Origin of the sequence: Nonomuraea phyllanthi (genome assembly GCF_006334985.2) — a bacterium.
Taxonomy (GTDB): domain Bacteria; phylum Actinomycetota; class Actinomycetes; order Streptosporangiales; family Streptosporangiaceae; genus Nonomuraea; species Nonomuraea phyllanthi.
In genome coordinates this window covers 40570-63811 of record NZ_VDLX02000021.1, presented here as the reverse complement: position 1 = coordinate 63811, position 23242 = coordinate 40570, and the positions used below count along the sequence as shown (strand labels likewise).

At 69.6% G+C, this 23242-nt stretch carries 22 protein-coding genes; 8 read left to right on the top strand and 14 right to left on the bottom strand.

Annotated elements, in window-relative coordinates; genetic code table 11:
• Positions 1 to 73: 73 nt before the first annotated feature.
• The gene (locus FH608_RS54550) at positions 74 to 418 is read left to right on the top strand and encodes a hypothetical protein (protein ID WP_394367731.1); all 345 of its coding nucleotides are present in this window, start codon (positions 74 to 76) and stop codon (positions 416 to 418) included.
• Here the strand turns inward: FH608_RS54550 and FH608_RS40635 are convergent.
• Positions 415 to 1023, bottom strand: coding sequence for a TetR/AcrR family transcriptional regulator (locus FH608_RS40635; RefSeq protein ID WP_139635752.1), 609 nt, complete (start codon positions 1021 to 1023; stop codon positions 415 to 417). The genes FH608_RS54550 and FH608_RS40635 overlap by 4 nt on opposite strands.
• A gap of 105 nt (positions 1024 to 1128) precedes the next feature.
• Here FH608_RS40635 and FH608_RS51960 point away from each other — a divergent pair, with 105 nt between their 5' ends.
• Entirely contained in the window at positions 1129 to 1299 is a 171-nt protein-coding gene (locus FH608_RS51960) for a hypothetical protein (protein WP_193318905.1), read from the top strand.
• Between the two features lie 9 nt (positions 1300 to 1308).
• On the opposite strand, the gene FH608_RS40630 is transcribed toward FH608_RS51960, so the two are convergent.
• The 9 genes from FH608_RS40630 to FH608_RS40585 form a co-directional block, all read right to left on the bottom strand.
• The gene (locus FH608_RS40630; protein ID WP_226900340.1) at positions 1309 to 3372 is read right to left on the bottom strand and encodes a molybdopterin-dependent oxidoreductase; all 2064 of its coding nucleotides are present in this window, start codon (positions 3370 to 3372) and stop codon (positions 1309 to 1311) included.
• A gap of 135 nt (positions 3373 to 3507) precedes the next feature.
• Complete coding sequence (locus FH608_RS40625; RefSeq protein WP_139635750.1) at positions 3508 to 4092, bottom strand: TetR/AcrR family transcriptional regulator; 585 nt, start codon at positions 4090 to 4092, stop codon at positions 3508 to 3510.
• Positions 4076 to 5461, bottom strand: a complete 1386-nt coding sequence (locus tag FH608_RS40620; protein ID WP_139635749.1) for a phenylacetate--CoA ligase family protein — start codon at positions 5459 to 5461, stop codon at positions 4076 to 4078. Before FH608_RS40620 ends, FH608_RS40625 begins: the two co-directional genes overlap by 17 nt.
• A gap of 23 nt (positions 5462 to 5484) precedes the next feature.
• Positions 5485 to 5733: a carboxymuconolactone decarboxylase family protein gene (locus tag FH608_RS40615; RefSeq protein WP_139635748.1), complete on the bottom strand. Its 249-nt coding sequence runs from the start codon at positions 5731 to 5733 to the stop codon at positions 5485 to 5487.
• A 29-nt stretch (positions 5734 to 5762) separates the two neighbouring features.
• Complete coding sequence (locus FH608_RS40610) at positions 5763 to 6974, bottom strand: WXG100 family type VII secretion target (RefSeq protein ID WP_139635747.1); 1212 nt, start codon at positions 6972 to 6974, stop codon at positions 5763 to 5765.
• A gap of 6 nt (positions 6975 to 6980) precedes the next feature.
• Positions 6981 to 7382 (bottom strand): hypothetical protein, encoded by a 402-nt coding sequence (locus FH608_RS40605; protein WP_139635746.1) that lies wholly within the window; start codon positions 7380 to 7382, stop codon positions 6981 to 6983.
• A gap of 104 nt (positions 7383 to 7486) precedes the next feature.
• Positions 7487 to 8467: an LLM class flavin-dependent oxidoreductase gene (locus FH608_RS40600; RefSeq protein ID WP_139635745.1), complete on the bottom strand. Its 981-nt coding sequence runs from the start codon at positions 8465 to 8467 to the stop codon at positions 7487 to 7489.
• Entirely contained in the window at positions 8464 to 9336 is an 873-nt protein-coding gene (locus tag FH608_RS40595; RefSeq protein WP_193318904.1) for an NAD(P)H-binding protein, read from the bottom strand. The genes FH608_RS40600 and FH608_RS40595 overlap by 4 nt, the downstream gene beginning before the upstream one ends.
• A 934-nt stretch (positions 9337 to 10270) precedes the next feature.
• Positions 10271 to 10960, bottom strand: a complete 690-nt coding sequence (locus FH608_RS40585) for an alpha/beta hydrolase (protein WP_139635743.1) — start codon at positions 10958 to 10960, stop codon at positions 10271 to 10273.
• A gap of 172 nt (positions 10961 to 11132) precedes the next feature.
• Between FH608_RS40585 and FH608_RS40580 the strand changes: the two genes are divergently transcribed.
• Positions 11133 to 11597: an ester cyclase gene (locus FH608_RS40580; RefSeq protein WP_139635742.1), complete on the top strand. Its 465-nt coding sequence runs from the start codon at positions 11133 to 11135 to the stop codon at positions 11595 to 11597.
• Here FH608_RS40580 and FH608_RS40575 read toward each other — a convergent pair.
• On the bottom strand, positions 11571 to 14312 hold the full coding sequence (locus FH608_RS40575; protein WP_139635741.1) for a helix-turn-helix transcriptional regulator: 2742 nt from the start codon (positions 14310 to 14312) through the stop codon (positions 11571 to 11573). The two genes, FH608_RS40580 and FH608_RS40575, sit on opposite strands and share 27 nt — an antisense overlap.
• 249 nt (positions 14313 to 14561) lie before the next feature.
• Between FH608_RS40575 and FH608_RS40570 the strand changes: the two genes are divergently transcribed.
• A complete protein-coding gene (locus FH608_RS40570) occupies positions 14562 to 14813 on the top strand; it encodes a hypothetical protein (RefSeq protein ID WP_139635740.1) in 252 nt (83 codons plus the stop codon).
• Positions 14814 to 14908: 95 nt separating this feature from the next.
• Positions 14909 to 15868 (top strand): NADP-dependent oxidoreductase, encoded by a 960-nt coding sequence (locus FH608_RS40565; RefSeq protein WP_139635739.1) that lies wholly within the window; start codon positions 14909 to 14911, stop codon positions 15866 to 15868.
• A gap of 168 nt (positions 15869 to 16036) precedes the next feature.
• Here the strand turns inward: FH608_RS40565 and FH608_RS51955 are convergent, their stop codons facing one another.
• Positions 16037 to 16330, bottom strand: a complete 294-nt coding sequence (locus tag FH608_RS51955) for a hypothetical protein (protein WP_193318903.1) — start codon at positions 16328 to 16330, stop codon at positions 16037 to 16039.
• A 619-nt stretch (positions 16331 to 16949) separates the two neighbouring features.
• Positions 16950 to 17543: a TetR/AcrR family transcriptional regulator gene (locus FH608_RS40550; RefSeq protein WP_139635850.1), complete on the bottom strand. Its 594-nt coding sequence runs from the start codon at positions 17541 to 17543 to the stop codon at positions 16950 to 16952.
• Positions 17544 to 18131: 588 nt separating this feature from the next.
• Between FH608_RS40550 and FH608_RS40545 the strand changes: the two genes are divergently transcribed.
• Positions 18132 to 18710: a TetR/AcrR family transcriptional regulator gene (locus FH608_RS40545; protein ID WP_139635738.1), complete on the top strand. Its 579-nt coding sequence runs from the start codon at positions 18132 to 18134 to the stop codon at positions 18708 to 18710.
• A gap of 198 nt (positions 18711 to 18908) precedes the next feature.
• Here the strand turns inward: FH608_RS40545 and FH608_RS40540 are convergent, their stop codons facing one another.
• Positions 18909 to 20135, bottom strand: a complete 1227-nt coding sequence (locus FH608_RS40540; protein ID WP_226900339.1) for an FAD-dependent oxidoreductase — start codon at positions 20133 to 20135, stop codon at positions 18909 to 18911.
• A 633-nt stretch (positions 20136 to 20768) separates the two neighbouring features.
• Between FH608_RS40540 and FH608_RS40535 the strand changes: the two genes are divergently transcribed.
• Together FH608_RS40535 and FH608_RS40530 are read left to right on the top strand one after the other, a co-directional pair.
• Positions 20769 to 21086 (top strand): hypothetical protein, encoded by a 318-nt coding sequence (locus tag FH608_RS40535; RefSeq protein WP_139635737.1) that lies wholly within the window; start codon positions 20769 to 20771, stop codon positions 21084 to 21086.
• Complete coding sequence (locus FH608_RS40530; protein WP_317135610.1) at positions 21071 to 23164, top strand: molybdopterin-dependent oxidoreductase; 2094 nt, start codon at positions 21071 to 21073, stop codon at positions 23162 to 23164. The genes FH608_RS40535 and FH608_RS40530 overlap by 16 nt, the downstream gene beginning before the upstream one ends.
• Positions 23165 to 23242: the final 78 nt, after the last annotated feature.

The window sequence follows — 23242 nt, the reverse complement described above, 5'->3', positions numbered from 1 at the left end:
AGCCCGGGCACCCCGCCCGGGCTTTCTCGTATGGTCGCGTCGCCGCCGGTCAGCTGACGGATTCGGCGCCGAGGTGATCGTGGTCGGGGCCGGGCCGACCGGTCTGCTGCTCGCCGGTGATCTCGCACGTGCGTGCATCGACGTGACAGCTGTTCGGCAGCTTCGACCTCGACCTGACCCGGTTGCCGGCCAGGTTCCCCTCCCTGCTGTCCACGCCGCAGTACAACACGGAACGGGTATTGGAAGAACGGGGGCTTCACCGGTGGGATGGGCGTCACCAGGACAGTCGCCGCGCTGGAGGCTCCGGAAGCCGTTCTCGCCGCTCAGGGCTGACGGCCGGGTGCTGAGTCGCTCAGAGGTGATGGCCCGGGCGCCGGGCGGGAGCCTCGCTTCCCGCCCGAGCTCGCCGCCGGGCTAGCGGCTCGGTGGCTGCGGGCTTGGGGCCCGGCCGGTGAGATAGCGCTGCAGGGTGGGGGCGACCCAGTCGGCGAGCTGGTCGGGGCCGGCGGCGACGAGGGGCTCGGCGCGTACGGCGTAGCGGGCGATGATCAGGCCGACGAGCTGGCTGGCCGTCAGCGTCGCGCGCAGTTCGGGGTGGTCCATGCCGAGCGTCCGGATGAGCTTGACGAGGAAGTCTGCCGCGAGGAACTCCCTGACCTGGGCCGCGGCGTGCTCGTTCGTGGCGGCGGAGCGGATGATGCCGAGCAGCGGCCCGGGCGCGTCGACGTCGCCGAGCAGGCTGAGGACGTAGCCGAGCAGCCGGCGACCGAGGGTGCCGCGCGGGCCGTCGAGCAGGGTGACGATCGCGCGGTCCGGCTGGAACACCTCGGCGACGACCGCGCTGAACAGCTGCTCCATGCCGCCGAAGAACCGGCGCACCAGCGCCGGGTCCACACCCGCGTCCGCGGCGACCTGCCGCATGCTCGTCCCGTCGTAACCGTGGAAGCTGAACGAGGCCGCCGCGGCGGCCACGATCTCCTGCCTGGTGGTGGATGTCCCCGGCCGACGTCCGGTCTTACGCATTGCCTGCCTCCTCGGTCGCGATTATATCCCCTTTATGAGACTTAAAAGTCATCAGCAAGAGACTTAGTCGAGTGATGAGGAGAGCTGATCGAGAGCCTCTGTTCCATGACTGACGACTTGTGCCGAAAGCCGCGCCGCCGGGGCGAGAAACTCAAAATAGCCATACCGGCACTGATTTACGCCCCCTTCCTGTCCGGCGCCACGGTCCCGGCCGAGGAACTGGTCACCCAGCTCGTGGACGAGGTCATACTCCCGCTCTTCCGAGGGGGGTCGTGATCGCGCCGGTCAGGACTCGCCCGCCGGGCCGACCGTCACCGGCACGCCGTTGAGCACGGAGGTGCCGCCGAGCCTGTCGACGACCATCGGGTCGGTCAGATCGTTGGCGCTCGCGCCGCCGACCTCTCGGGCCACGGCCAGCCGTACGTCTTCGAAGACGTGCCCGAAGCCGTGCGGCAGGCTCACCACGCCGGGCATGAGGTCGTCGCTGCCGGCGACCGGGACCGTCACTTCCCCCGGCCACGACTGGACGCGCGCCAGGTCGCCTTCGCTGAGCCCGCGCGCTTCCATGTCGGCAGGGTTCATCAGCAGATGGTGCCGCGCGCGGCCCTTCGTCAGGCGGGCCGAGTTGTGCAGCCACGAGTTCGCGTCCCGCAGGTGCCGCCGGCCGATCAGCAGCAGTCGCGTGGTCGCCGGCCGCGGGGTGAGCAGTTCGGTTCTGGCCCGTTCGATGTCGTCGAGTACGAGCGCGGGCGCGGCGTTGATCCGCTGGTCCGGGGTTTGCAGCCGGCCGGGCAGGCTGGGCTTCAGCGGGCCCAGGTCGAGGCCGTGCGGGTGGTCGCCGAGCCCGGCCAGGGTCAGGTCGTACGGCCCGGCGGCCAGCCCGAGATCTACGATCCGGGCCGGTGGCACCCGTGGCCCGGAATTCCCGAGCCGCTCGGCCAGGCCGCTGAAGATCTCCCAGTCGTCGAGCGCGCCGGTCGGCTTGGGAAGGACGGCGGGCGTGTAGCGGGCGGTGTCTCTGATGCCGAAGAGCCTGAAGATCAAGTCGTAGTGATCACGTTCGAGGACGTGGGTAGGCGGGAGGATCACATCCGCGTGCCTGGTCGTCTCGTTGATGTAGAAGTCGACGCCGGCCATGAATTCCAGCTCGGCCAGCGCCGCCGACAGGACATGCCCGCCGGGCGTCGACAGTACCGGGTTGCCCGAGACCGTCAACAGCGCGCGTACCCGTCCCGTACCGGGTGTGGTGATCTCCTCGGCGAGGGTCGCCACCGGGAACTCGCCGGCGAACTCCGGTAGTCCACGCACCCGGCTGCGCCACCGGTCGTAGCCACCCGCGTCGATCTGCCCGCCACCGACGAGGTCGAGCGCCGGCGTGGACATCAGGGTGCCGCCTGGGCGGTCGAGGTTCCCGGTGATCAAGTTGAGCAGCTGGATGCCCCACTGGCACAACGCGCCGAACCGCTGGGTGGAGACGCCCACCCTTCCGTAGCACGCCGCCGACTCGGCCGCCGCGAACTCCCGGGCCAGCCTGCGGATCGTATCGGCGGCCACCCCGGTGATCTGCGCGGCGCGCTCCGGCGTGAAGTCCTCCAGCGCGCGGCGTACCTGCTCCAGGCCGTCCACGTAGGGGGCCGGCCGGGCCGGCCCCCCGGTGAGGATCACCTGGGCCATCGCGAGGATCAGCGCGGCGTCGGTGCCGGGCCGGACGAAATGGTGCTCGTCGGCGCGTTTCGCCGTCTCGGTGCGCCGCGGGTCGAACACCACCATCCGGCCACCGCGCTCGCGTAGCGCGCGAAGCCGCCGGGAGACGTTCGGCGCGGACATCAGACTGCCGTTGGAAACCACGGGATTCGCCCCGAACACCAGGAAGAACGAGGTGCGGTCGAGGTCAGGCACCGGGTGCAACCACTGGTGACCGTAGAGGAGGTAGGACGTGAGCTGGCTGGGCAGGTTGTCGACCGACGTGGCGGAGAACCGGTTACGCGTCCTGAGCAGCCGGACCAGCCGCATGACGTGCGTCATCGCCCCCAGGCTGTGCAGCACCGGGTTGCCGAGAAACGTCGCCACCGCGTCCGCGCCGTGCTCGTCCCTGATCTCGGCGAGCCGGTCCGCGACCAGATCCAGCGCCTCGTCCCAGGAGATCTCCGCCCAGCCGGAGGACGTGCGCCGGACCGGGCTCCTGAGCCGGTCCGGATCGTTGTGCACATCCTGCAGGGCGACGGCCTTCGGACAGATGTGCCCGCGGGACAGCGGGTCCTCCACGTCTCCGCGGATCCCGGTGACGCGATCCCCGGCGAGGTCGACGCGCAGGCCGCACATCGCCTCACAGAGATTGCAGGTGGCCAACCGGCTGACTGTGTCCGGCGCGTTGTCTTTCGGCATCGTCGACCTCTCCGGGGCTGCCCAAGGGCATGACGGAAACTCGATATGCCCGCAGGTTCGCAGGAGGGCCCGTAGTGCCTAATCCGCCAAACGACCGGTTCACGCTCGCAGCTGGGCGAGCGCGGCGTCCAGTACGGCCGGGGCGTCCAGCTCCGGATCGTCCGCCCAGTCGAGCCAGACGGACAGTAGGATGCCGAACACCGCGCCCGCGGCGGCTCTGACTCGGGCGTCGTCCGGTGGACGGGCGAGCCGGGCGGCGACGAGATCGGTGAGGGTCTGCTTGGTCCTGGTGACGTTGGCGAGGCTGGCCGCCCACAGTGCGGGGACGCTGAGCACCAGGGCCTGCCGTTCGCGCTTGGCGGTCACGTCGGCGTCGGTCAGGTCGGTGAACATCGCGCGGAAGGCGTTGCGCAGTGCCTGAACCGGCCCGAGCTCCGCCGGTTGTGCCGCCATGGCCGTGGTGAGGAGGGTGTCGTAGTCGTCGAGGGTGACCAGGGATTCCTTGGTCGGGAAGTAGCGGAACACGGTCCGGTGCGAGACGTCGGCCGCCTCGGCGATCTGCTCGACGCTGGTCGCGTCGTAACCCTGCTCACTGAACAGGTGCAGCGCGTGCCGCTGGATGGACGCGCGGGTTTCCGCCTTCTTGCGCTCGCGTAGCCCGGGGCGATCAGGGTCTGGCGTCATGGGGATCCTTCAGCGGGACGACCGTGCGGTATTTGCCGCCGTGGGACTGCTCCGGCGGTTCCGTGGCGCGTTCCAGGATGACATGATCGAGGCCGTGCTCGGCGAGCAGGCCGGCGATCCCGTCGCACACCTCGCGCCACACCGTGTCGGGGTCCGCGCCCGGCGTGACGCGCAGCCGTACGCGCAGGGTCCTGGGTCCGGTCTGGACGATCTGATAGAGCTGGACCCCCGGCGTGCGGTCGACCAGCGTGTTGAGCATCAGCGGCGCGATCACCGCGGAGCCGCCGCCGGGCCCCCCTTCGAACGTGAGCACGTTGGCCACGCGTCCCCGCACGCGTAGGGCGGGCAGCGGGTTGCCGCACGGGCACGGGTCCGGCCGCTGCAGCACGCTGTCGCCGAGGTCGTAGCGCAGGATCGGCTGCACCCGGTTGGCCAGATTGGTCACCAGGACGGTGTGCGACTGTTCGCCGGGAGGGGTTGGTGAGTAATCGGCCTCGACCGGTTCGGCCAGGACCCAGTCCCCGTTGACGTGATACCAGCCGTGCGCGCAGCCCTCGGTGAGGAAGGGGCACTCGCTGGCACCGTAGGTGTCGCGCACCTTGGCGCCGAACGCGCGGCCCAGCAGCGCGTAGTCGTCCTCGGTCAGCGTCTCGCCGGCCGGCTCCACCAGGACCGGCGCGACGCGCAGCCGGCCCGCCTCCTGCTCCGCGGCGAGCATGCGCAGCACGCTGCCGTATCCCAGCAGCAGGGCGGGACGGAACGCGTTGAGCTCGGCGACCAGCTCGGCCAGCGGGGCGTGCACGGAGAACAGCCGGATCGCCTTGCGCTGCAGCCGGTGCGCGCGCATGCGGGCGGCGCCGGCGGAGACCATGAAGTGCCCGTTCCGCGCGGCCACGATGGCCATCCGCCCGCCGCCGGCCAGGATGCGGGTGATGTCGCGGGCGTTGAGCCAGGAGCCCATCATCCGGGCGCTCATGGCGTAGTTGACCGCGATGTCCTGCTCGTCCTTGATGAAGATCGCCGGATTCCCGGTGGTCCCCGACGTGGTCACCACCAGGTAGCGGCCGAGGAAGCGGGCGCCGATCAGCTCGGGATCCGCCACGAAGGCGCGAGCGCGCTCCAGTGTCACCTCCCGGTCGCCGGCCCACCGGTCGTAGTCGGCCATCAGCGCCTTCTTGTCGGTGACCGGCAGCGCGGCCGGGTCGTCGACTCCGTCCGGCAGCCCCCGGTAGAGGTCGCGGTAGTAGGGCGAGTGGGCGCGGGCGTGGGCGACGCTCTCGCGCAGCCGTCGCCGCTGGACCGCGGCCCACTCGTGATTCCTTCTGGTACGGCCGGCGTCGAGCAGCAGCCGTGGCATGCTTTCCGTCATGCCGCTATTATGTCATATGGATGTCAAATGTCATTCATATGACAGTTTTTCGGAGCTCTTACCCGTGTAAGGGACCCGGCCACACAGGCGATCCGCTCGTCGCTCTCCCCGGCCGCCCGCAGGGCGCGCGTGTGCATGTCAACGCACAGGCCGCAGCCGTTGATCTGGCTGGCGCGCACGTTGACCATCTCCAGCGTGGTTCGAGGCGGCCCTCCCGAACGAGGTGATCTCGGGTCACGAGAACGTTGGGAACCGAGCCGGAACCCGCGCATCCTTGCTTGACCGGGCGCGGCGAGACCGGTCAGCCGATGAGGCCGTGCACGGTGTCCTCCTGCCTGCCGGTCCAGACGAGGTCGTCCTCGAACAGCCAGGCGGATCGCTCGCGCGTCTCCTCCTCCCTGGCCCTGCCTCGCCCGGCTCCGGCGCCCGTCATCGGCGTCGTCGGCGTACCGCCGGCCGTCCGGGAAGGTGCAGCGGGGCGACCGCCGGCCGTTCCCCCGGTCCCGCCGTACTGGCCGGTGGGCGGTGCCTGAGCGCCGTGCGGATTCGTGATCAGAGTGGGAGAGGTGGCGGTGTCGGCCGGCCGGTAGAACGAGAGCGCGGTGGAGCCCTCGCCCGCGGACCTGTTGTGATCACCGTGGCCGAGGGAGTCGGCCGGCGGCCGGCCCGTGACGTCGCCGTCCCGCCCGTGGCCGGGAGCCAGGTCGTCGCCCCGGCGGTGCGGACTCGGGTCCGGCCCGCCAGGCTCGGCGCCGCGATCGCCGGAGGTGTCCGCCAGATCCGGTGAGCCGAAGTCGGACTGATCGCCGAGGTCCAGGCCGGTCGGCACACCACCTTGCCGGCCGGCCCGTGGGGACGACGGCCAGGACTCGGGGAGATCGCGGCCGGGTGAGAGATCGACGTCTGTGAGGTCGATCTCGGGGCCCGCCTGGGGGTTGATCCCGGGTGGTTCCTTCTCCACGGAATCGGGGAACCGCGGGAAGATCTCGGCGAGGTCGTTGTTGAGCGCGCGCAGGTGCCGGCCGGCCGGCTCGTCCTGCGGTCCGAATTCCCAGCCGTGGTCGATGGTTCGGTAGACGTCGGGAACTGAGTCGTTGATGCTGCCCAGCAGGTCGAATGTGACCTTGCTCCAGGATCCGCCGGTGTTCTCCACGACGTCCTTGTGGTGGCGCAGCGTCTCGCCGAGCGCGTCGAGCGGGCCGTCCATGCGGTCAATGCCGCCGCACAGGTCTCTGATCGTCACGTGCAGGAGCCGCAGCGCCCGCTGCGTGCGTACCGAGGCGTCGCCTTCCCAGATCCGGGCGAGCTCCGCGCTCACGTCGTCGATCGTGTCGAGCGTGCGGGCCAGTACGGTCGCGGCCGAGCGATAGGCGGTCGCGGCCGTCTTCACCCCGTCGGGGTCGAGCGACAAGAGGAAGGTCTTGATCTCGGCCACGCTCCGGCCGTCGTCGTCGACCTTGAAGTCGCCGAGGCCATGCCGGATCCAGTGTGTCTTCTTCGACGAATCGGCCATGACCCGCTACACGGGCCTTCCGTCGTTGAGGGTGGCGTCCGTGGCGTAGTGATAGACGCCGCCGGCCGATCCGATCAGCGCGATCGTGTCGCGGAGCCGCTGGTTCACCTGGTGGTAGATCGTGGTCAGCTCGCGATGGCCGGCCCGGAGCGTGCCGCTGAGATCCTGCCCGCCTCCCCAGCGCTCGATGCTCTCGAGCTGGGCCTGGAGCATCGACAGATCCGCCTTCGCCTGCAGGTCGAAGGCGGAGCCCTCGGCTTCACCGGCAAGCTCCTGAAGCCTTTCCTCGAGCAACCCCGCCAGAGCCGCCAACCGCTTCCTCAGGTTCTCTGGATGGGTTACGCCGTCCCGCTTCGGATCGAGGGCGGGCCAGTTCTTCGCACAGTGCTGGTGATCCTTGAAGGTCATGAGGCCCTTCCCCGTTGCGCGTCATGGCGGACAAGGAACGCTAGATCGGCCGGATCGACCGGTGAATCCGCAAGGTGACCAGTGTTGACCGGCCGGTGTCGAGGTCACCGCTCCGGTGCGGCGGTTCGCCGGAGCGCAGGCAGGACCCGGTCGGCGACCTCGGCCAGGGCCGCGGCGTGGTCGTCCGAGGCCAGGCGGAGGACCAACTGCCTGGCACCGGCCGCGACATACGACTGCAGCCAGCGCACGGCCTCGTCCGCCGGCCCGGCGAACATGGCCTGAACCTTCTCGACCGCTTCCAGCGGGGCGTTGTAATAGCGCTCGATACTCGCCCGCAACCTCTGCCGTGCCCGCTCGGGATCCTCGTCCAGGCACAGCGTGGCATACAGGGCGGGGGTGACCGGCCGTACGGCATGCTCCCTGATGACGGCCAGATCCCGGGCGTAGTCGGCGACCAGCGGCGGGTACGGCAGCCAGCCGTCGGCCAGGCGCGCCACCCGGCCGAGCCCTGGACCGCCGCCCGCCAGCCAGATCGGCGGCCCGCCGCGGCGGGCCGGCGCAGGGGCCAGGACGATCTCGTCGAAGGAGAAGTGCTCTCCTCGGAAGGACACGGGACATCCGCTCCACAGCAGCCGCATCGCCTCGATCGATTCCTCCAACCGGCTGACCCGGCGGCTGAACGTCACGTCCAGCGCGGCGAACTGCGCCTTGGTGGCGCTGTTGGGGAACCCGGCTCCCATGCCGGCGACCAGCCGGCCTTCGCAGAGCCGGTCCAGTGTGGCGAGCTGATGGGCCAGCAGGATCGGGTGGCGCAGTGCGGGCAGGAGCACGGCGGTGCCGAGCGTCAGCCGGGTGGTGGCCGCCGCGACCGCGGAGAGGACGAGCAGCGGATCGGGGCGCGGCCTGGTCAGCGGGCTTTCGCCGGCCCACACGGAGTCGAACCCGAGCGTCTCGGCCCGGCGGGCTTGGTCGAGCAGCGGTTCGAGGGTGTCCTCGCCGGCGAGGATGTGGTCGCGGGTGGGCAGCAGATAGCCGACATGGAGCCGGGTGCTGTGTCCACCGATGGCTTCGGGAAGCTCGGTCATGAGGTCACCGTGGGAGCGAATGCCGCCCGATGCAGGGAGACCCATTCGGCATAGGTGAACGCACGCCGTCCGGTGAGCTCCTCGACCGTGGGCAGTGTCGCGGCGGGCTCGCCGACTCTGGCCGCGAGCCCGTCGAGGAGCTCGTCGGCGGCCGGCGCCGGCATGCCGTGCTGGACCATCTGCTGCCTGACCGTGTCCCGGGGCAGCTCCTCGAACCGGACCGGCCGGCCGATCGCTTCCCCGATGATCCGCACCCGGTCGAGCTGGGTGAGCGACTGCGGTCCCGTGACGGTGTACGTCTCGCCGGCGCGCTCCTCGAGGAGGGCGTGGACGGCGACCGCGGCGATGTCGCGCGGGTCGACCGGGGCCAGCGCGGCCTCGCCGTACGCGCCGCGAACGACTCCGCCGCCGGCGATCTGGGGCGCCCAGGCGAGATCGTTGGTCATGAACGCGTCCGGCCGCACGAAGGTCCAGGGCAGCCCGGAAGAGGCCACGACCTGCTCGGCGCGCAGGTGCTGCTCGCCGATCCAGCCGCGCGAGGGAAAGCCGGCAGCGGCGGAGGACAGCAGGACGACGTGCCGCAGCCCGGCCTGCCGCCCCGCGCGGAGAAAGCCGGCGATCGCGTCGAAGACGGGGAACAGGAATACCTGCTCGATCCCGGCCAGCGCGGCGGGCAGGGTTTCCGGTCGGCTCAGATCACCCCGCACGACCTCGGCCTCGCCGGGAAGCGAGTGCTCGCCGGGGGCGCGGGTGACGACGCGGACCTGCTCGCCCGCGTCAAGCAGTTGGCGGACGATATTGGCGCCGACATTGCCGGTGCCGCCGGTGACCAGGATCACGGTGGGGTCTCCTTCGGGTTCGTCGGTCATCTTGCCTCCGGACGCTACGAGCGCGCGGCCCGCACCCGAATCCGTCAGACGACCGGCCCCCGCCACGGGGCGTTGACAGCAGACAATCGTTTGCATGCGCTCGTTTGCATCCAGGAAAGTACCGGTGCCACCCGGCGTCTCACGGTGGAGAACAGGAGACGAGCTGTCCGACCTGACGAGACACCTTCTCGCTCGCGAGATCACGGAACGACCGGTCTTGAGCTTCTGCACGTGAGCTTGGCGACGGTGTTCACGCCCTGATGGCCAGTTTGCCCGCAGAAGGACAACAACGGCGTCATCGCCGGCAGGCGGCCACGTTCGCCATGGCCGGGCTCGTACCGGCTGTCCGGCGACGGATCGCTTTGATGATCTCGTGCACCACCGAGGGGTCACCACGTCACCGGGAGGTGATGCAGCCCGTACACCTTCGCGTCCTCCTTGAACGCGCCGGAACAGCGTGGTACAGACGATCTCCAGCTCCAACCGGGCCAGATCCTGCCCCCAGGCACTGGTGAATGCCGTAGCCGAAGGCGAGACGCCCGCGCGCGGAACGGTGCGCATCCAGCAGGTCGGGATCCTCGAAGTGAGCGCCATCCCGGACATCGCCTCGTGGTCGAACATGTCTGCTTCCTGGTAAGTGACGACCAGGCGGTACAGGAAGCGGCGTATCTCGCCCATCGCCTCCGTGCCCCGAAGCGCCCGCTGCGCATCTGCCGCACCCGCTCGACCGTGAACTCGGTGGTGACCATGCGCCGGTGCGTGTTGTGCTCCGGGCGGCGCATGGTCAGGGTCGAGCCCTTGAGGCTCCGCCCGAATTGGCAGGTGCGCGGCATGGAAAACCTCGCTCGCACGCCTCCTCGTGAGCGTCGTGAACGGCGACTCGACCGTAGGGGGGTGCGAGTTGTGCCCCGAATCCGTCACTGAACAATCCGCCTCACGCTTCCGTTTCTTGAAGCGTCACCGCGTCGAGCAGCAGCCGGGCCAGTGGTTCGGGGTGGGTGACCATGATGTCGTGCGGGCCGTCGCACGCGACCGTGCGATATCCGATCGCCCTGGCCAGGGCTTCGAACGCCTGGGACGGCGGGCGGCAGCAGACGGCCGTGCCGCTGATCGTGTCGACCGCGCCGGTGAGCCGGCTGGGTTCGCTGAAGGACCGCAGTGCCTGGGGTCGCAGGCGCGTGGACAGCCAGCGGGCGTCCTCCTCGCCGGTGACGCCGTAGCGGGCCGGTGCGGGCGCGGGGATCGCGGGTCCGCCCTCGTGCGGCCGGGCCGCGCCACGAAGCGCGGCGACGAACGGCTCGGGTGCCAGGTCGAACAGACCGGCGCCGTCCGGGCCCGCCCAGCCGTCCACCAGGATGATGTGCCGCACGAGCCGCGGCCGCTGGTCGGCGGCCTGCCGTACCACGAGACCGGCGTAGCTGTGCCCGACGAGGACCAGGTCCGCCGCCGTCCGAGCGGCCTCGTCGAGCACGGCGACGACCTGCTCGGCGTGCTCTGCCAGTCCGGCGTCCGGGTCGAGGTCCGGCGTGATCGTGTGGTGGCCCGCTTCGTGCAGGTACGGCACGAGCCGGTCCCAGGCCGAGGGGCCGTGCCAGGAACCGTGTACGAGAACGAAGGTGGTCATCGGCGGGTCCTTCAGGTGAGGAATTGAACTAAGCACTTCCTGTTATTGAAGCACAAGATTCCAATTCTGAAAGCCCCTTGAGGAGGGTCAGGTCATGTGACGGATGCAGGGGAAATGCGAGTCGCCTTAGGTTCTCCGCAGAACGCATGACAACTCGACGAACGAGGTTTCCATGGGAAGAGGGTCGCAGCCGGATGAGGTGGTCCGCGGCTACGCCACCGCGCAGAGCGCGGGCGATCTGGTCGCCGTGGTGAACGCCTGCCATCCGGACGTGGTCCGGGAGTCGATCCCGTTCAGGCTGCTGTCGCGTGGTCGGCACCGGGTGCGGGAAGCGGTCGCCGCGCTGCTCCGTACCTTTCCCGACTACGACGTGCGGCTCGGCGAGTTGCGCCTGAAGGAGGAGCTGGTCGTGGGTACGGGCCTGATCAGCGCGACCATGGAGGCGCCGCTGGCCGGCCTGCCGGCCACCGGCCGCCGGTTCACGCTGTCGTTCGCGAGTCTCTGGAAGGTGCACGACGGGTTGATCCATCGCGAACTGCTCTTCTTCGACCTGAATCACATGTGCGAGCAGCTCGGTCTGAGCACCTGCGAGCTGGCCGCGCACCTTCGCTCATGGCGTCTCGGCCTCCAGGGATAGCGCGAGTTGCGCCAGCTCGCCCCGGCTCGCAACCTGGAGCTTGGGAAAGGCCTTGTGCAGGTGGTAGCCGATGGTCCGCGGGCTCAGGAACAGCTGGGCCGCGATCTCCTTGTTGCTCATGCCCAAGGCCGCCAGCCGGACGATCTGCAGCTCCTGGGCGGTGAGCTGGTCGATCAGGCCGGTGGGCGCGTTCGCTGCCAGGTGCCGTTTGCCGGCGGCGCGCAGCTCGCCCTGCGTCCGATCGGTCCAGGGGCGCGCGTCGAGGCGCTGGAAGATCTCCAGGGCCGACTCGAGCGGCTGCCGGGACTCGAGCTTGCGGCGGTTCCTGCGCAGCCATTCGCCGTAGAGCAGTTCGGTGCGCGCCCGTTCAAGCGGCCGGCCGCCCTGCTGGTGGAGCCGCACAGCCTGCTCGAAGTGGTCGCCCGCCTCCTCCGCCGAAGCCAGCAGCGCCCGGCATCGCAGGGCCACGGCCTGGGCCCAGGGCTGCCCGGTCGCCGTCGCCGACGCCTGCACGCGCGCCGCGGCGGTTCGGGCGAGGTCGGTTCGGTCCAGCCGGACCGCGGCCTCCACCACGTCCTGGGTGCGGTGCAGGACCATCATCGTGCGCGCCGCGGGGGAGTGCCGGTCGAACTCCAGCGCCCGGCGGACGATCGCCTCGTGTCTGCCGCCCGCGAGATCGAGCAGGTTGAGCGCTGCGCAACGTATGCCGCTGGTCGCCCCGTCGGTCACGTCCGCGATCTCGGCGGCGTGGGCCTGGCAGCGCTCCTCGTCGCCCTGGGCCGCCGCCACGTAGGTCATGATGCCGGTCAGCAGCGCCTGGTGATGGTGCTGGCCGATGTCCCTGGCGATGCGGTAGCCCTCCTGCGCGCTGGACAGAGAGTCGCGATACCGGCCCATGAACATCTGCGCGCGGGCCAGCAGGACGAGCGCCATCGGCAGCACGCCGACCGCACCTGAGGTGCGTGACTCGCGTTCAATGGCCACGGCCCGGTGGTAGGCGGCGGTGTCGTCGCCGATGACGAGGTCCCAGAGGGCCAGGGCGGCGCGGCGGCGGAGATCGGCCGGGCGGGCCGACTGGGCCAGCCCTTCGATCACCTCGCGCATGGACGACAGCGCGACGGGCGGCTCCTCGGCGGCCATCCGGCCGAGTCCGGAGGCAGCCCGCAGCAGCGGGTGCGCCCGCGGGATGCCGGCTGCACGGGTGGCGGTGCGGGTGACCGCGGCGAAGTCGCAGGCCAGCCAGGCGGCGGTGATCGCGTCGAAGTACATCTCGGCGGCCAGGTCGTCCGCGCCCTGCTCGCGTACCGCGTCCGCGGCACCGGAGAGAGTGGTGTGCGCGGTGTCGAGGTCGCCCCGGGCGGTGGCTACGGCGGCGCGGACCTGCGCCAGCCGGGCTGACTCGAGCGGCTCGCTCAGGTCGGGCGCCGCCCGGTCGGCGAGCGCTCCGGCGCGGTGATACTGGCCCAACTCGGCCGCGGCGCGCGCGGCGGCGGCCAGACGCCGGCCGCGCTCGGCCGCGTGCGGCGTGAGTTGGGCGGCCCGCTCGTAGGCGGCAGAGGCGCCGGCGTGGCCGCCCTTGCTCTCGGCCTGTTCCGCGCCGCGCTCCAGGGCCGCGGCCACGGCCTCGTCTGACCCGGTGGTGGCCAGGGCCAGGTGCCAGGCCATCCGGCCGACGGCGTCCGGATGGCCGTCCAGCGACTCGGCCAGCGCGCGGTGTGCCGCCTGCCGGGCCGCCGCCGGCGCGTGCTGGTAGGCCGCGGTTCTGACCAGCGGGTGGCGGAAGACGATCCGGCCGTCGGCGATCCGGACGAGCCCGGCGGCCTCGGCGGGCTCGGCGTCGTACAGGCTGCCGCCGAGCCGCTTGATCGCGTCGAGCACCAGGTCGAGGGTGCCGTCGTCGCAGGCCGCGACCAGCAGCAGCGTTCTGGCCTCGGCAGGCAGCGCGGCGATGCGCTCGTGGAAACTGCGCAGGATCCGGCTGGGCACCGGGCTCATGCCGACGGCGTGCAGCGGCAACTCGCCGGACCGCTGCGCGCCGGTCAGCGTGGCGGGCAGCTCGATGAGCGCCAGCGGGTTGCCCTCGGCCTCTGCGAGCAGGCCGCGGCGCACCTCCGGCGCGAGATCCGGGGCGTGTGAGTCGAGCAGCTGCTCCGCCGCGGTGGCTTCGAGCGCGCGGAGCTGGAGCTCGCGCACCCCGGGAGCATCGAACATCCCCTCGTCGTCGCGCGCGGCGAAAACCAGCACCACGCCCTCGGCGTCCAGCCGGCGCGCGGCGAACAGCAGCGCCTCCGCGGACGCCTGGTCGAGCCAGTGGGCGTCGTCGATCAGGCAGACCAGCGGGCGCTCGTCCGCGGTGTTGGCGAGGAGGGTCAGCACCGCCAATCCGACCAGGAACCGGTCGCCGGCGGCGAATCGCTCCAGGCCGAGAGCACCGCGCAGCGCGCGTGCCTGCTCCGTCGGTAGCGCGTCGATCCCGTCGAGCACCGAGTGCAGCAGCAGGTGCAATCCGGCGAAGGGCAACTCCATCTCCGGCTGGATGCCGGCCCCGCGCAGCACCAGCATCCGATCGCCGGCCAGCACCGCCGCCTGGTCGAGCAGGGCGGACTTGCCCACCCCCGCCGCGCCCCGCACGATGAGCGCACCGCTCACGCCGTTGCCCGCGTCGTCGAGCAGTCGCGTGATCACGGTCTGCTCCTCACTCCGTCCGTAGAGCATCGCCGTCCGCCTCCGTCGGTTCGTCCCTCAGGATAAGTCTTCGCGTGGAGACTCGAAAGTCTCCCCCCAGAGACATAATGCGCGAGCCGCGACTCGAGAGGAACGGCGGGGTGCCGTACGGGGGCCCGCGCCGTACGCCCGGTCCTCTGCCGGATTCGGCCAGGCGTCCGCGGTCCTGGAGTGGTCACCGCACCTGCACCGCCGGCAGGATCGCCGCGGGCGGCTGCCGCCGGCGCGTCCGATCTGGTCATGCGCCCGCCGGCCACCGACCAGCCGCGGGCCGTCCTGCCCGACGGCCACGACCTGGCCGTACGCCACTGCGTGACGGTCGCGGACCTGACCCGGCAGCCGTTCATCATGTGGACGGCCGGAGGTGAGCCGCTCATCATGACACGTGCGGGAGGCGGGCGCACCATCCTGCTCGCCCTCCCCGCCGACCCGCTCCCGGCGGCCGTCGCCGTCCTCCAACACGCGCTTGAAGGGATGTGCGGCGACCTGTGAAAGGCGCCTTGGATGACGAGTCGATTGACAGATTCCGCGCCCGCCGCCGCCGTATTAGCGTTCCGTCCCGGATATGGATGACCTGAGGAGTGGTGATGCGCGCGATCCGGCAGCGGGAATGGGGCGGAACCGAGTCGTTCGAGCTGGTCGATCTGCCGGTGCCGAAGCCGGGCCCGACCGAGGTGCTGGTGAAGGTGGCCGCGGCGAGCATCAACCCGGTCGATGTCTACACCTCGCGTGGACAGGCCTACAACATGGTGCTGAGCCTGCCGTTCGTCAACGGCTGGGACGTGGCCGGGGTGGTCACCGAGGTGGGATACGGGGTGACCAGGTTCAAGCGCGGTGACCGGGTGTTCGGTATGCCGTGGTTTCCCAGGGAGGCGGGCGCGTACGCCGAGTACGTGACCGCGCCGTCCAGGCACCTGGCCCGGATGCCGGAGACGATGTCGTTCACGGAGGCGGCGGCGCTGCCGTTGGCCGGGCTGACCGCCTGGCAGATGATCGTGGACGCGGCCGGGGTCGGGCCGGGTGCGCGGGTGCTGGTGTCGGCGGCCGCGGGTGGCGTCGGTCACCTGGCCGTGCAGGTGGCCAAGGCCCGCGGCGCGTACGTGATCGGCACCGCCAGCCCGGCCAAGCACGAGTTCGTCCGGGGGTTGGGCGCGGATGAGGCCATCGACTACACCAGCGTCGACCTCCCCGAGGTGGTCAGCGGTGTGGACGCGGTGATCCAGATGTTCGGCGGCGACGCGGCGATACGCGCGCTGGAGTGCCTGCGTCCCGGTGGTGTCCTGGTCAACGCACAGGGCGCCTGGACGCCGGGGATGATCGAGCGAGCGGCCGAACTCGGCGTGCGGGCCACCTGGTACCTCGTCGAGCCGGACGCCGACGGCATGGAGCGCCTTGCCGACCTGCACCAGAGCGGTCAGCTCGCAGTACACGTCTCCCAGGAGTTCCCGCTCGCCGCGGTCGCCGACGCACACGACCTGGTGGCGAAGGGGCGTACGGTCGGCAAGGTCGTCCTTACGGTCGGGGACCCCGGCGACGCGCCGGCCTGACTGTGACTCCGTGGTGTTCGGCACGACAACTCGCCGCTCCAGATGGTCGACGAGCCGTCGCACGAGGTCGTTCTCCGGCGCGCACCGTCCCGCGCTGACCAAGGCGTGCTGATCGAAGGGGTTGGCTGTGGCCCCCGCGCCATCGACGCGAACGCGACGTCGGCGTGGTCAGTGGACGCGGGAGCCGCCACTGACGTCGTAGGTGGCTCCGGTGATGCCGGTGTCGACGGAGTCGCGTGCGGCGTTGCGTGCGAACCGGGCGGGTAGGTCGGGGGTGGCGAGGAAGGCCCTGCCGTACGAGAGCAGGTCGGCGTACCCGGAGTAGAGAACGGCCGAACCGGCCTCCTTGCTCGCCGACCCGGGTTCTCCCGCGGTATCGGGCTGAACGAGATGGTGCGGATGATCGTCGATCTGGGCGCGCACAGCGCGCAACGGCAGGGCCACGGGCTTCTGGGTGAGCACCGCGACGGAACGGGACCGGTTCCCGGGACCCGGATCCGGCCGCGTCAAGGCGTACCGAGTTGGTCTTCCCCCGGGCGTGGCGGACGCATTCGATGACACGTCGAACCGGGACTTCTGGAGCCTGCACGCGATCGGAACCGTCTCATCCACCCCGGACGGCCACGACGGCAACGGGTTGAAGCCGGACTACGACTTCACTCAAAGATCTGCATGAAGGCGGAAGGACATGTCCACCGGACGCGCCTTGAGGTCGTCGACCGCAACGGGACCTTGCACACGATCGAGCTCGCATTCACCACCGAAGCGGGCAACCTGAGGAGGCGTCGCCGGTCCCGTGGTGACCCGGTTGGGGAGAAGGAGTTGTCCGGGCGAAGGCCTCGCGCTGGATCGCCGACCACAGCAACGCCGAGGGCCACGCCGGGAACGTGCGCGGCGCCGTCAAGGACGTCGACGTCTTCGTCGGGGTGTCCGCGCCGGGCATCCTGACCGGCGACGACATCGCCACGATGCCCAAGATTCCGGTGGTGTTCGCGCCGGCCGACCCCGGAGCCCGAGGTGTCGCGCGAGCACGCGGCCGTGGTGGCCACGGGGCCCGCGGCACAGTCCATCGAGGCGTGGCTCAGGGCGCGGAGAGGAAAAGAGGTAACACGACATCATCCACAATTCCGACGATCAACTCGTCGGACACCGGCGCAGCCCCGAAGAGGAAGTGCTCGTGTATCAGTGCCTGTCCAACCTCCAGCCTGCTCGATCTGATCGCCTCGCAGGCGACCTCGCCGCGTTCCGCGGCCTTCCGCACCACCGCTTCCATGACCCCCCTTCCGAGGCCGTGAACCAAGCTGCGAGCGTCCCTCATATGCTGCGAATCACTCGGCGCCTCGCTGAGCAGACCCCGCATCCCCTCGCCTGCCGGCCCGGAGAGCACATCGGCCATTCCGCGCAGCAACGCGAGCACGTCGTCACGGAAGTCGCCCGTGTCCGGTGTCTTCATTGCCTCACTGAACAGCGCGGCAACCACGGCGGCCACCAACGCCGTCCGAGTGGGCCAGCGGCGATAGATCGACGCCTTACCCGTGTGAGCGCGTTTGGCGACGGCTTCCACGGTCAGCCGCGGGTAGCCGGACTCGACCAGGTGAGCGACGACTGCGCGAAAGATCGCGGCCTCAAGTTCGTCGCCACGCCGACGTGATTTACGGCGAAAATCTTTGCTCATCACGTGAGAGCCGTTCTTTCGGTTCGGAATTCGGGGAGCACCTGGACGGCTTGTCGGCCGGAAATCGGCACGCCCGTCTCCCTGGCTGCCGGGCTTGGAATTGGTGACGCGCAGCGCCCGCTGCGGCCGGGTTCCGGCCCAGCTACGTACATCTGATCGCAGTCGAAGAAGAGCCGTTTCCGATGTATCAGTCATTCAGGGGTTGCCTGGATCGCAGGTGAAGGCAGTTCGAAACGTCACAGGGCGCGGGAACTGCAACGTGGACGCAATGTCTCCAGACTTGTGGGGACTTCGCAGGAACGCACCGCATCAATTACAGGTGTCGGCCGGAACCATGGCGACGACTGCATGGCCGTTCCGCCGAACGGCCGCTCGGGCCGGACGACGCACAACGCTATGCGACGAGCTCCGCCGTCGAATCGGTCACGTGACCAGTGCGCCTGCGCACGTCTTTGAATCGAAACGCCACGGTATGGTTGATCGCGCCTTGTGATCGTCAGGGTGCGTGCGTGAGTACGGCGCGTCCGGATCGTCAGTGGCAGCGACGTCATGCAAGGCGACGCGTGACATGGGTCTAAACTTGTCGGCATGGCCTTCACGGAGAGATCGGCGGCTACTCGATCGGCAATTCTTTCGGCTGCGCGAAAGCTTCTCGCCGAGCGTGGATATGAGGGCACAACTATTCGCGCGGTCGCCGGCATGGTCGGTATCGACCCGTCTATGGTGATGCGTTACTACGAGAACAAGGCGGGTCTGTTCAGCGCGGCCATTGATCTGGACCTGAATCTGCAAGAAGTCGAGCCGCCGGCGCCAGAAAAAGTGGGCGAGGTGCTCATCCGCCACTTCCTTTCCCGATGGGAAGGGAACCTGGCGGACGAGGCCATCATGCTCCTGCTGCGTTCGGCGACCACGAACCCTGTCGCAGCCGAGCGCATCAGAGCCATCTTCACGTCCCAGATCGCATCGTTCGTTGTTCGCGTGGCACGCTGTGACGACGCCCAGGCCACCCACCGAGCCGGCCTGCTGAGCACCCAGCTGCTAGGGCTCGCTTTCGTCCGCTACGTTGTCGAGCTCGAGCCCATCGTCTCCATGGATGTGGAAAAGCTGGTGCACGACATGGCTCCAGTGCTTCAGTACTATCTCGCCGGCGACCTCACCGTGCGGTGACGAGGCGCCTCACGCCCGCCTCAGGACGGCCATGTCACTGGGTCGGGCGTACGAGAAGCCAGGGGCGAGGTGTGCGGCATCCTCCACGACCAGCGGCGGCAACCTCGAGAACGCCGTACTCGCAAGATCGTTGGGATCATGCACGACTCAGCGTGATGCTGCGACATGTACTGTCACCCCGAGTCTGCGACGAAGCCGTTATCCAGGTAGACCGCCATCTGACTGGCCGCGCCGGCTCAGGCCGGACAGGTTTGCCGCCAGGCGGTGACGGACGAAGTACGACCGCCCGGCCAAGCTCAGGACGAGATTGCGGAGGGGGCGGCGGCTCGGCCCGAAGTTGGCCACCTCGGTGAGCCGGGTGACCTGCGACACCACGCGCTTGGCCACGTCGCGGCGCGCGGTGGCAACCTCTTCGAGGAGGGCGGAGGAGCCGCCGTCCAGGACGACATGGAGAGCCTCGCCGAGCAGGACGGCATCCTCGATGCCGAGATTCATGCCCTGGCCCCCGGCCGGCGAGTGCACGTGCGCCGCATCGCCGATGATCAAGACACGGCCATGGTGGAAAGTGTCGGCCACCTTGTGGTGGGCCAGGTGACGCGAGCCGTACACGACCTCCTCGACGATCGCCGGACGCACCTGCGCGCCGCGGGTGTCAAGCAAGTGCTGAACGAACGTCGCGTCGGGAGCCCGCGGCGCCGTGTCCACGGCGGCCACGATCCTGTGCAGGCCGCCGGGCAGCGGCGCCACCACGACGAGCCCGGCGCGGGAGAAGTAGAGGACCACCTCGTCGCAGGGCGCGTACCGCAGTCGCACGTCGGCCAGCGTGAACGACAGCGGATGGGTGCCACCGGAGAAGGGGATGCCTGCCAGCTCCCGGACTGTGCTGTTCTTGCCGTCGGCGCCGATCACGTAGGCGGCGCGGATCCGTCTGCCGTCCTCGAATGTGGCGGTCACCCCGCCGGGATCAGGATCGAGGCCGGTGACGCGGGCCGGTCTGATCACGTTGCCGCCCAGCTCCTTCAGGCGTCCCACCAGGAGCGCCTCGGTCTCCGCCTGGGAGATCATCAGTGTGTAGCGATAGCGGGACGGCAGGCCGTCGAAGGGCACGGGGATGAGCACGCGGTCGCGGTCGCGGACGGTGAACAGCGGAGTACGGACGCCGCGTGCCACGAGCCTCTCGCTGACGCCGTACTGTTCCAGCAGTTCCAGGGTGCGGGCGTGGACGACGGCAGCTCTGGATTCGTTCACGCCTTCGGGCAACTGATCGACGATGGTCATTCTGCGCCCGTGCTGGGCCAGGACGACTGCGGCTGACAGCCCGACGGGTCCGGCGCCGATAATCAAAACGTCTGTACTGGGAGCAGCCATGGCAGGACGGTAGGCTGCGCCGTTACGCCGTGAATCTGTCCTATGACTGGTCCGCAATGAGCGGCACCCTGGCACAGTGATCGCCCCATGCCATTTTCCTCTCATCAACTGGCACAGGAATCCGGTAACCCACCTCTACTCGACCCCGGGGCACACCAAGCTCTCCATCGACCTGGTGGCGCAAGCCAGGACGCTCGGAAAGGCGGTGTTGGCGGTGAGCTGAGGACTGGTCACCCGACAGATGCGGGCCTCCCACGCCCGTCCTTACAGTCGTCACATGCACATCTCCACGCCGTTCGTACTGGTTCACGAGCCCGGCACGGTCCTGGGTGTGCGATTGCCTGATGCCGGTCCTGCGCGCGGCCGGATGCGATGTCATCGCTCCCGCGCTGAATGAGAACGCCGAGCAGATCGCCCTCTGTCGCTGAACCGCTGTCGGATCATCAAGTACGGCATGCCGCTGGTCAACGTCCGCGCGTTCCCGCGCGGAATCTGTCGCATCACCTGTCGTATGACTGATGTTCACACGACTCGATCATCGGAGGGAGCATGAGAGGACAGTTCAGATTCGCCCTGCCGGCTGCTGCGGACAGCTCTGTCGCGGAGGCTGGAGGGGGCGAGGCACAGGCGGGCCGCCCGGATACGACGTTCGGCTCCCGCCCGACGCAACCCGCCAGGCAGTACTCACACTTGACCTGGCCCGACGTCGAGGTCTCCAGCGGCCACGCCGCTCCATCGTTGCGCATGGCCAAGCCGCTGATCTCCGAGGCGCCGGCCGAGGACTCGGCCATGCGGCGTGGTGTACTGGACGTCAACCACTGCAAGACCTGCGCCGGCGGGCACTGCGGGCCCGTCTTCGCCGATGGCGCGATACGGCTCTCCGCGGTTGGGGCGGCCGTCGAGCCTGTCGCCTTTCGGCCTGCCGCGTACGGCGAGCAGGTGGCTGGGCAGCACAGCGTCTCCACCGGCGTGGCAGCGGTGGGTTTCGGGACATGGCGGCAAGGATGACGGCAAGCGAGCGGTACAGCGTGTGCAACCTGTGCGAAGCGGTCTGTGGCCTGCGGGTGCGGGTCGAAGGCGAGCACGTGGTGTCGATCAAGGGGCTGGAGGAGGACCCACTCTCCCATGGGCACATCTGCCCCAAGGGCGTGGCACTGACCGACCTGCATCATGATCCCGATCGCCTGCGGCGTCCGGTCCGCAGGGTCGGCGACGAATGGCACGAGGTCGGCTGGGATGAGGCGTTCGATCTGGTCGCCGGTGAGCTGTCGCGTATCAGAGCCGAACACGGGCCCGACGCCGTCGGTGCGTACCTGGGCAACCCGGTCACTCACAGCCTCGGGGCGATGACCCATGCCCCGGCGTTCGTCGACTTGCTGCGTACCGGCAACAAATACTCTGCCGGCTCGGCGGACACCTGGCCGGCCCAGTTGGTGGCGCTGCTGATGTACGGCCACCAGTGGCTGCTCCCGATTCCCGACGTGGACCGCACCCACTACCTGCTCGTGTTCGGCGCCAACCCGATCGCCTCCAACGGAAGCCTCATGACCGCGCCCGGCTTCCCACGCAGGCTGCGTGAGATGCGCGGACGCGGTGGCAAGCTCGTGGTGTTCGACCCGCGCAGGACCGAGACCGCCAAGGTCGCCGACGAGCATCACTTCATCAGGCCAAGCGCTGACGCGGCCGTTCTGCTGGCGATGGTCAACGTGGTTCTGGAGGAGGGCCTGGCCACCCTGCCGGCTTACGCCGACGGGCTCGACGAGGTACGGCGGGGCATCGCCGATCTCACCCCAGCCCTGGCGGCGCGATGGTCGGGGGTCGACGAAGCCGTGATCAGGCGGGTGGCCCGAGAGTTCGCCATGGCGAAGTCGGCCACGTGCTACTCGAGAACGGGTCTGAGTACCCAGCGGTACGGCGCGCTCGCCCACTGGGCGGTTCAGCTGCTCAATATTGTCACCGGCAACCTCGACCGGCCCGGCGGCCTGATGTTCACCAGGCCGGCGGTGGACGGTATCGACAGCGGAACCCTCAAACCCGGATATATCGGCTCGCGCCGATCGCGTGTGCGAGGGCTGCCCGACTTCAGCGGCGAGTTCACCGTCGCCACGCTGGCCGACGAGATCGAGACGCCGGGCCCCGGCCAGATCAGGGCCCTCCTGACCGTGGCAGGCAATCCAGCGTTATCGGCACCCGGCGGTCATCGGCTGAATCGAGCGCTGGCAGGGCTGGAGTTCATGGCGGCGATCGACTTTTACGTCAACGAGACGACCAGGCATGCCCACGTCATCCTCCCACCAACCGGGCATTTTGAGCGCGACCACTATGACGTGCTCTTCAACGCGCTGGCTGTACGTAACACCGCGCGCTTCAGCCCCGCGCTGTTCCCGCGCTCCGCTGACGCCAGGCACGAGTGGCAGATCTTCCAGGAACTGGCCAAGCGATATCGACCGCGCGGCACAATGAAGGAGCGGCTGATGCTGTCGCTCAGCCCCAACCGCCTGATCGACCTCGGACTGCGGGTCGGGCCATATCGGCTTTCACTGCGCAAGCTCCGCCGTAACCCGGCAGGGATCGATCTCGGCCCGCTGAGTCCCGCGCTGCCCGGGCGGCTGCACACCCCGGACAAACGCATCGACCTGGGGCCACGCGAGCTGCTCGACGACCTGCCGCGACTGCGCGATTCTGCGCCGGAGGACGGCGAGCTGCTGCTCATCGGCCGGCGGCACCTGCGGGACAACAACTCCTGGATGCACAACAGCGGGCGCCTGACCAAGGGAGTACCTCGGCACCATCTGCTGGTCAACCCCGCAGATCTGGCCGCGTTCGGGCTGAACGACGGCGACACGGCATACGTGCGGTCGCGCTCCGGTGCGGTGATGGTCGAGGTCAAGGCCACTGACGAGATGATGCGCGGCGTGGTCAGTCTCCCGCACGGTTACGGTCACCAGCACCCGGGCACCCGGATGACCATCGCCTCCGCAGTACCCGGCGTCAGCGCCAACGACGTCACCGACCCCGCGGTGCTCGACGACGCCAGCGCCACGGCGGTGCTCAACGGTGTCCCGGTTCGGATAGAACCCGTGTGAAGCACGGCAGGACGGTCGCCAAGGCTGGGTCGTCGGTCGAGCGGAGCTCGATAGGTGGGTGGAGCAGCGCTCGGCGGA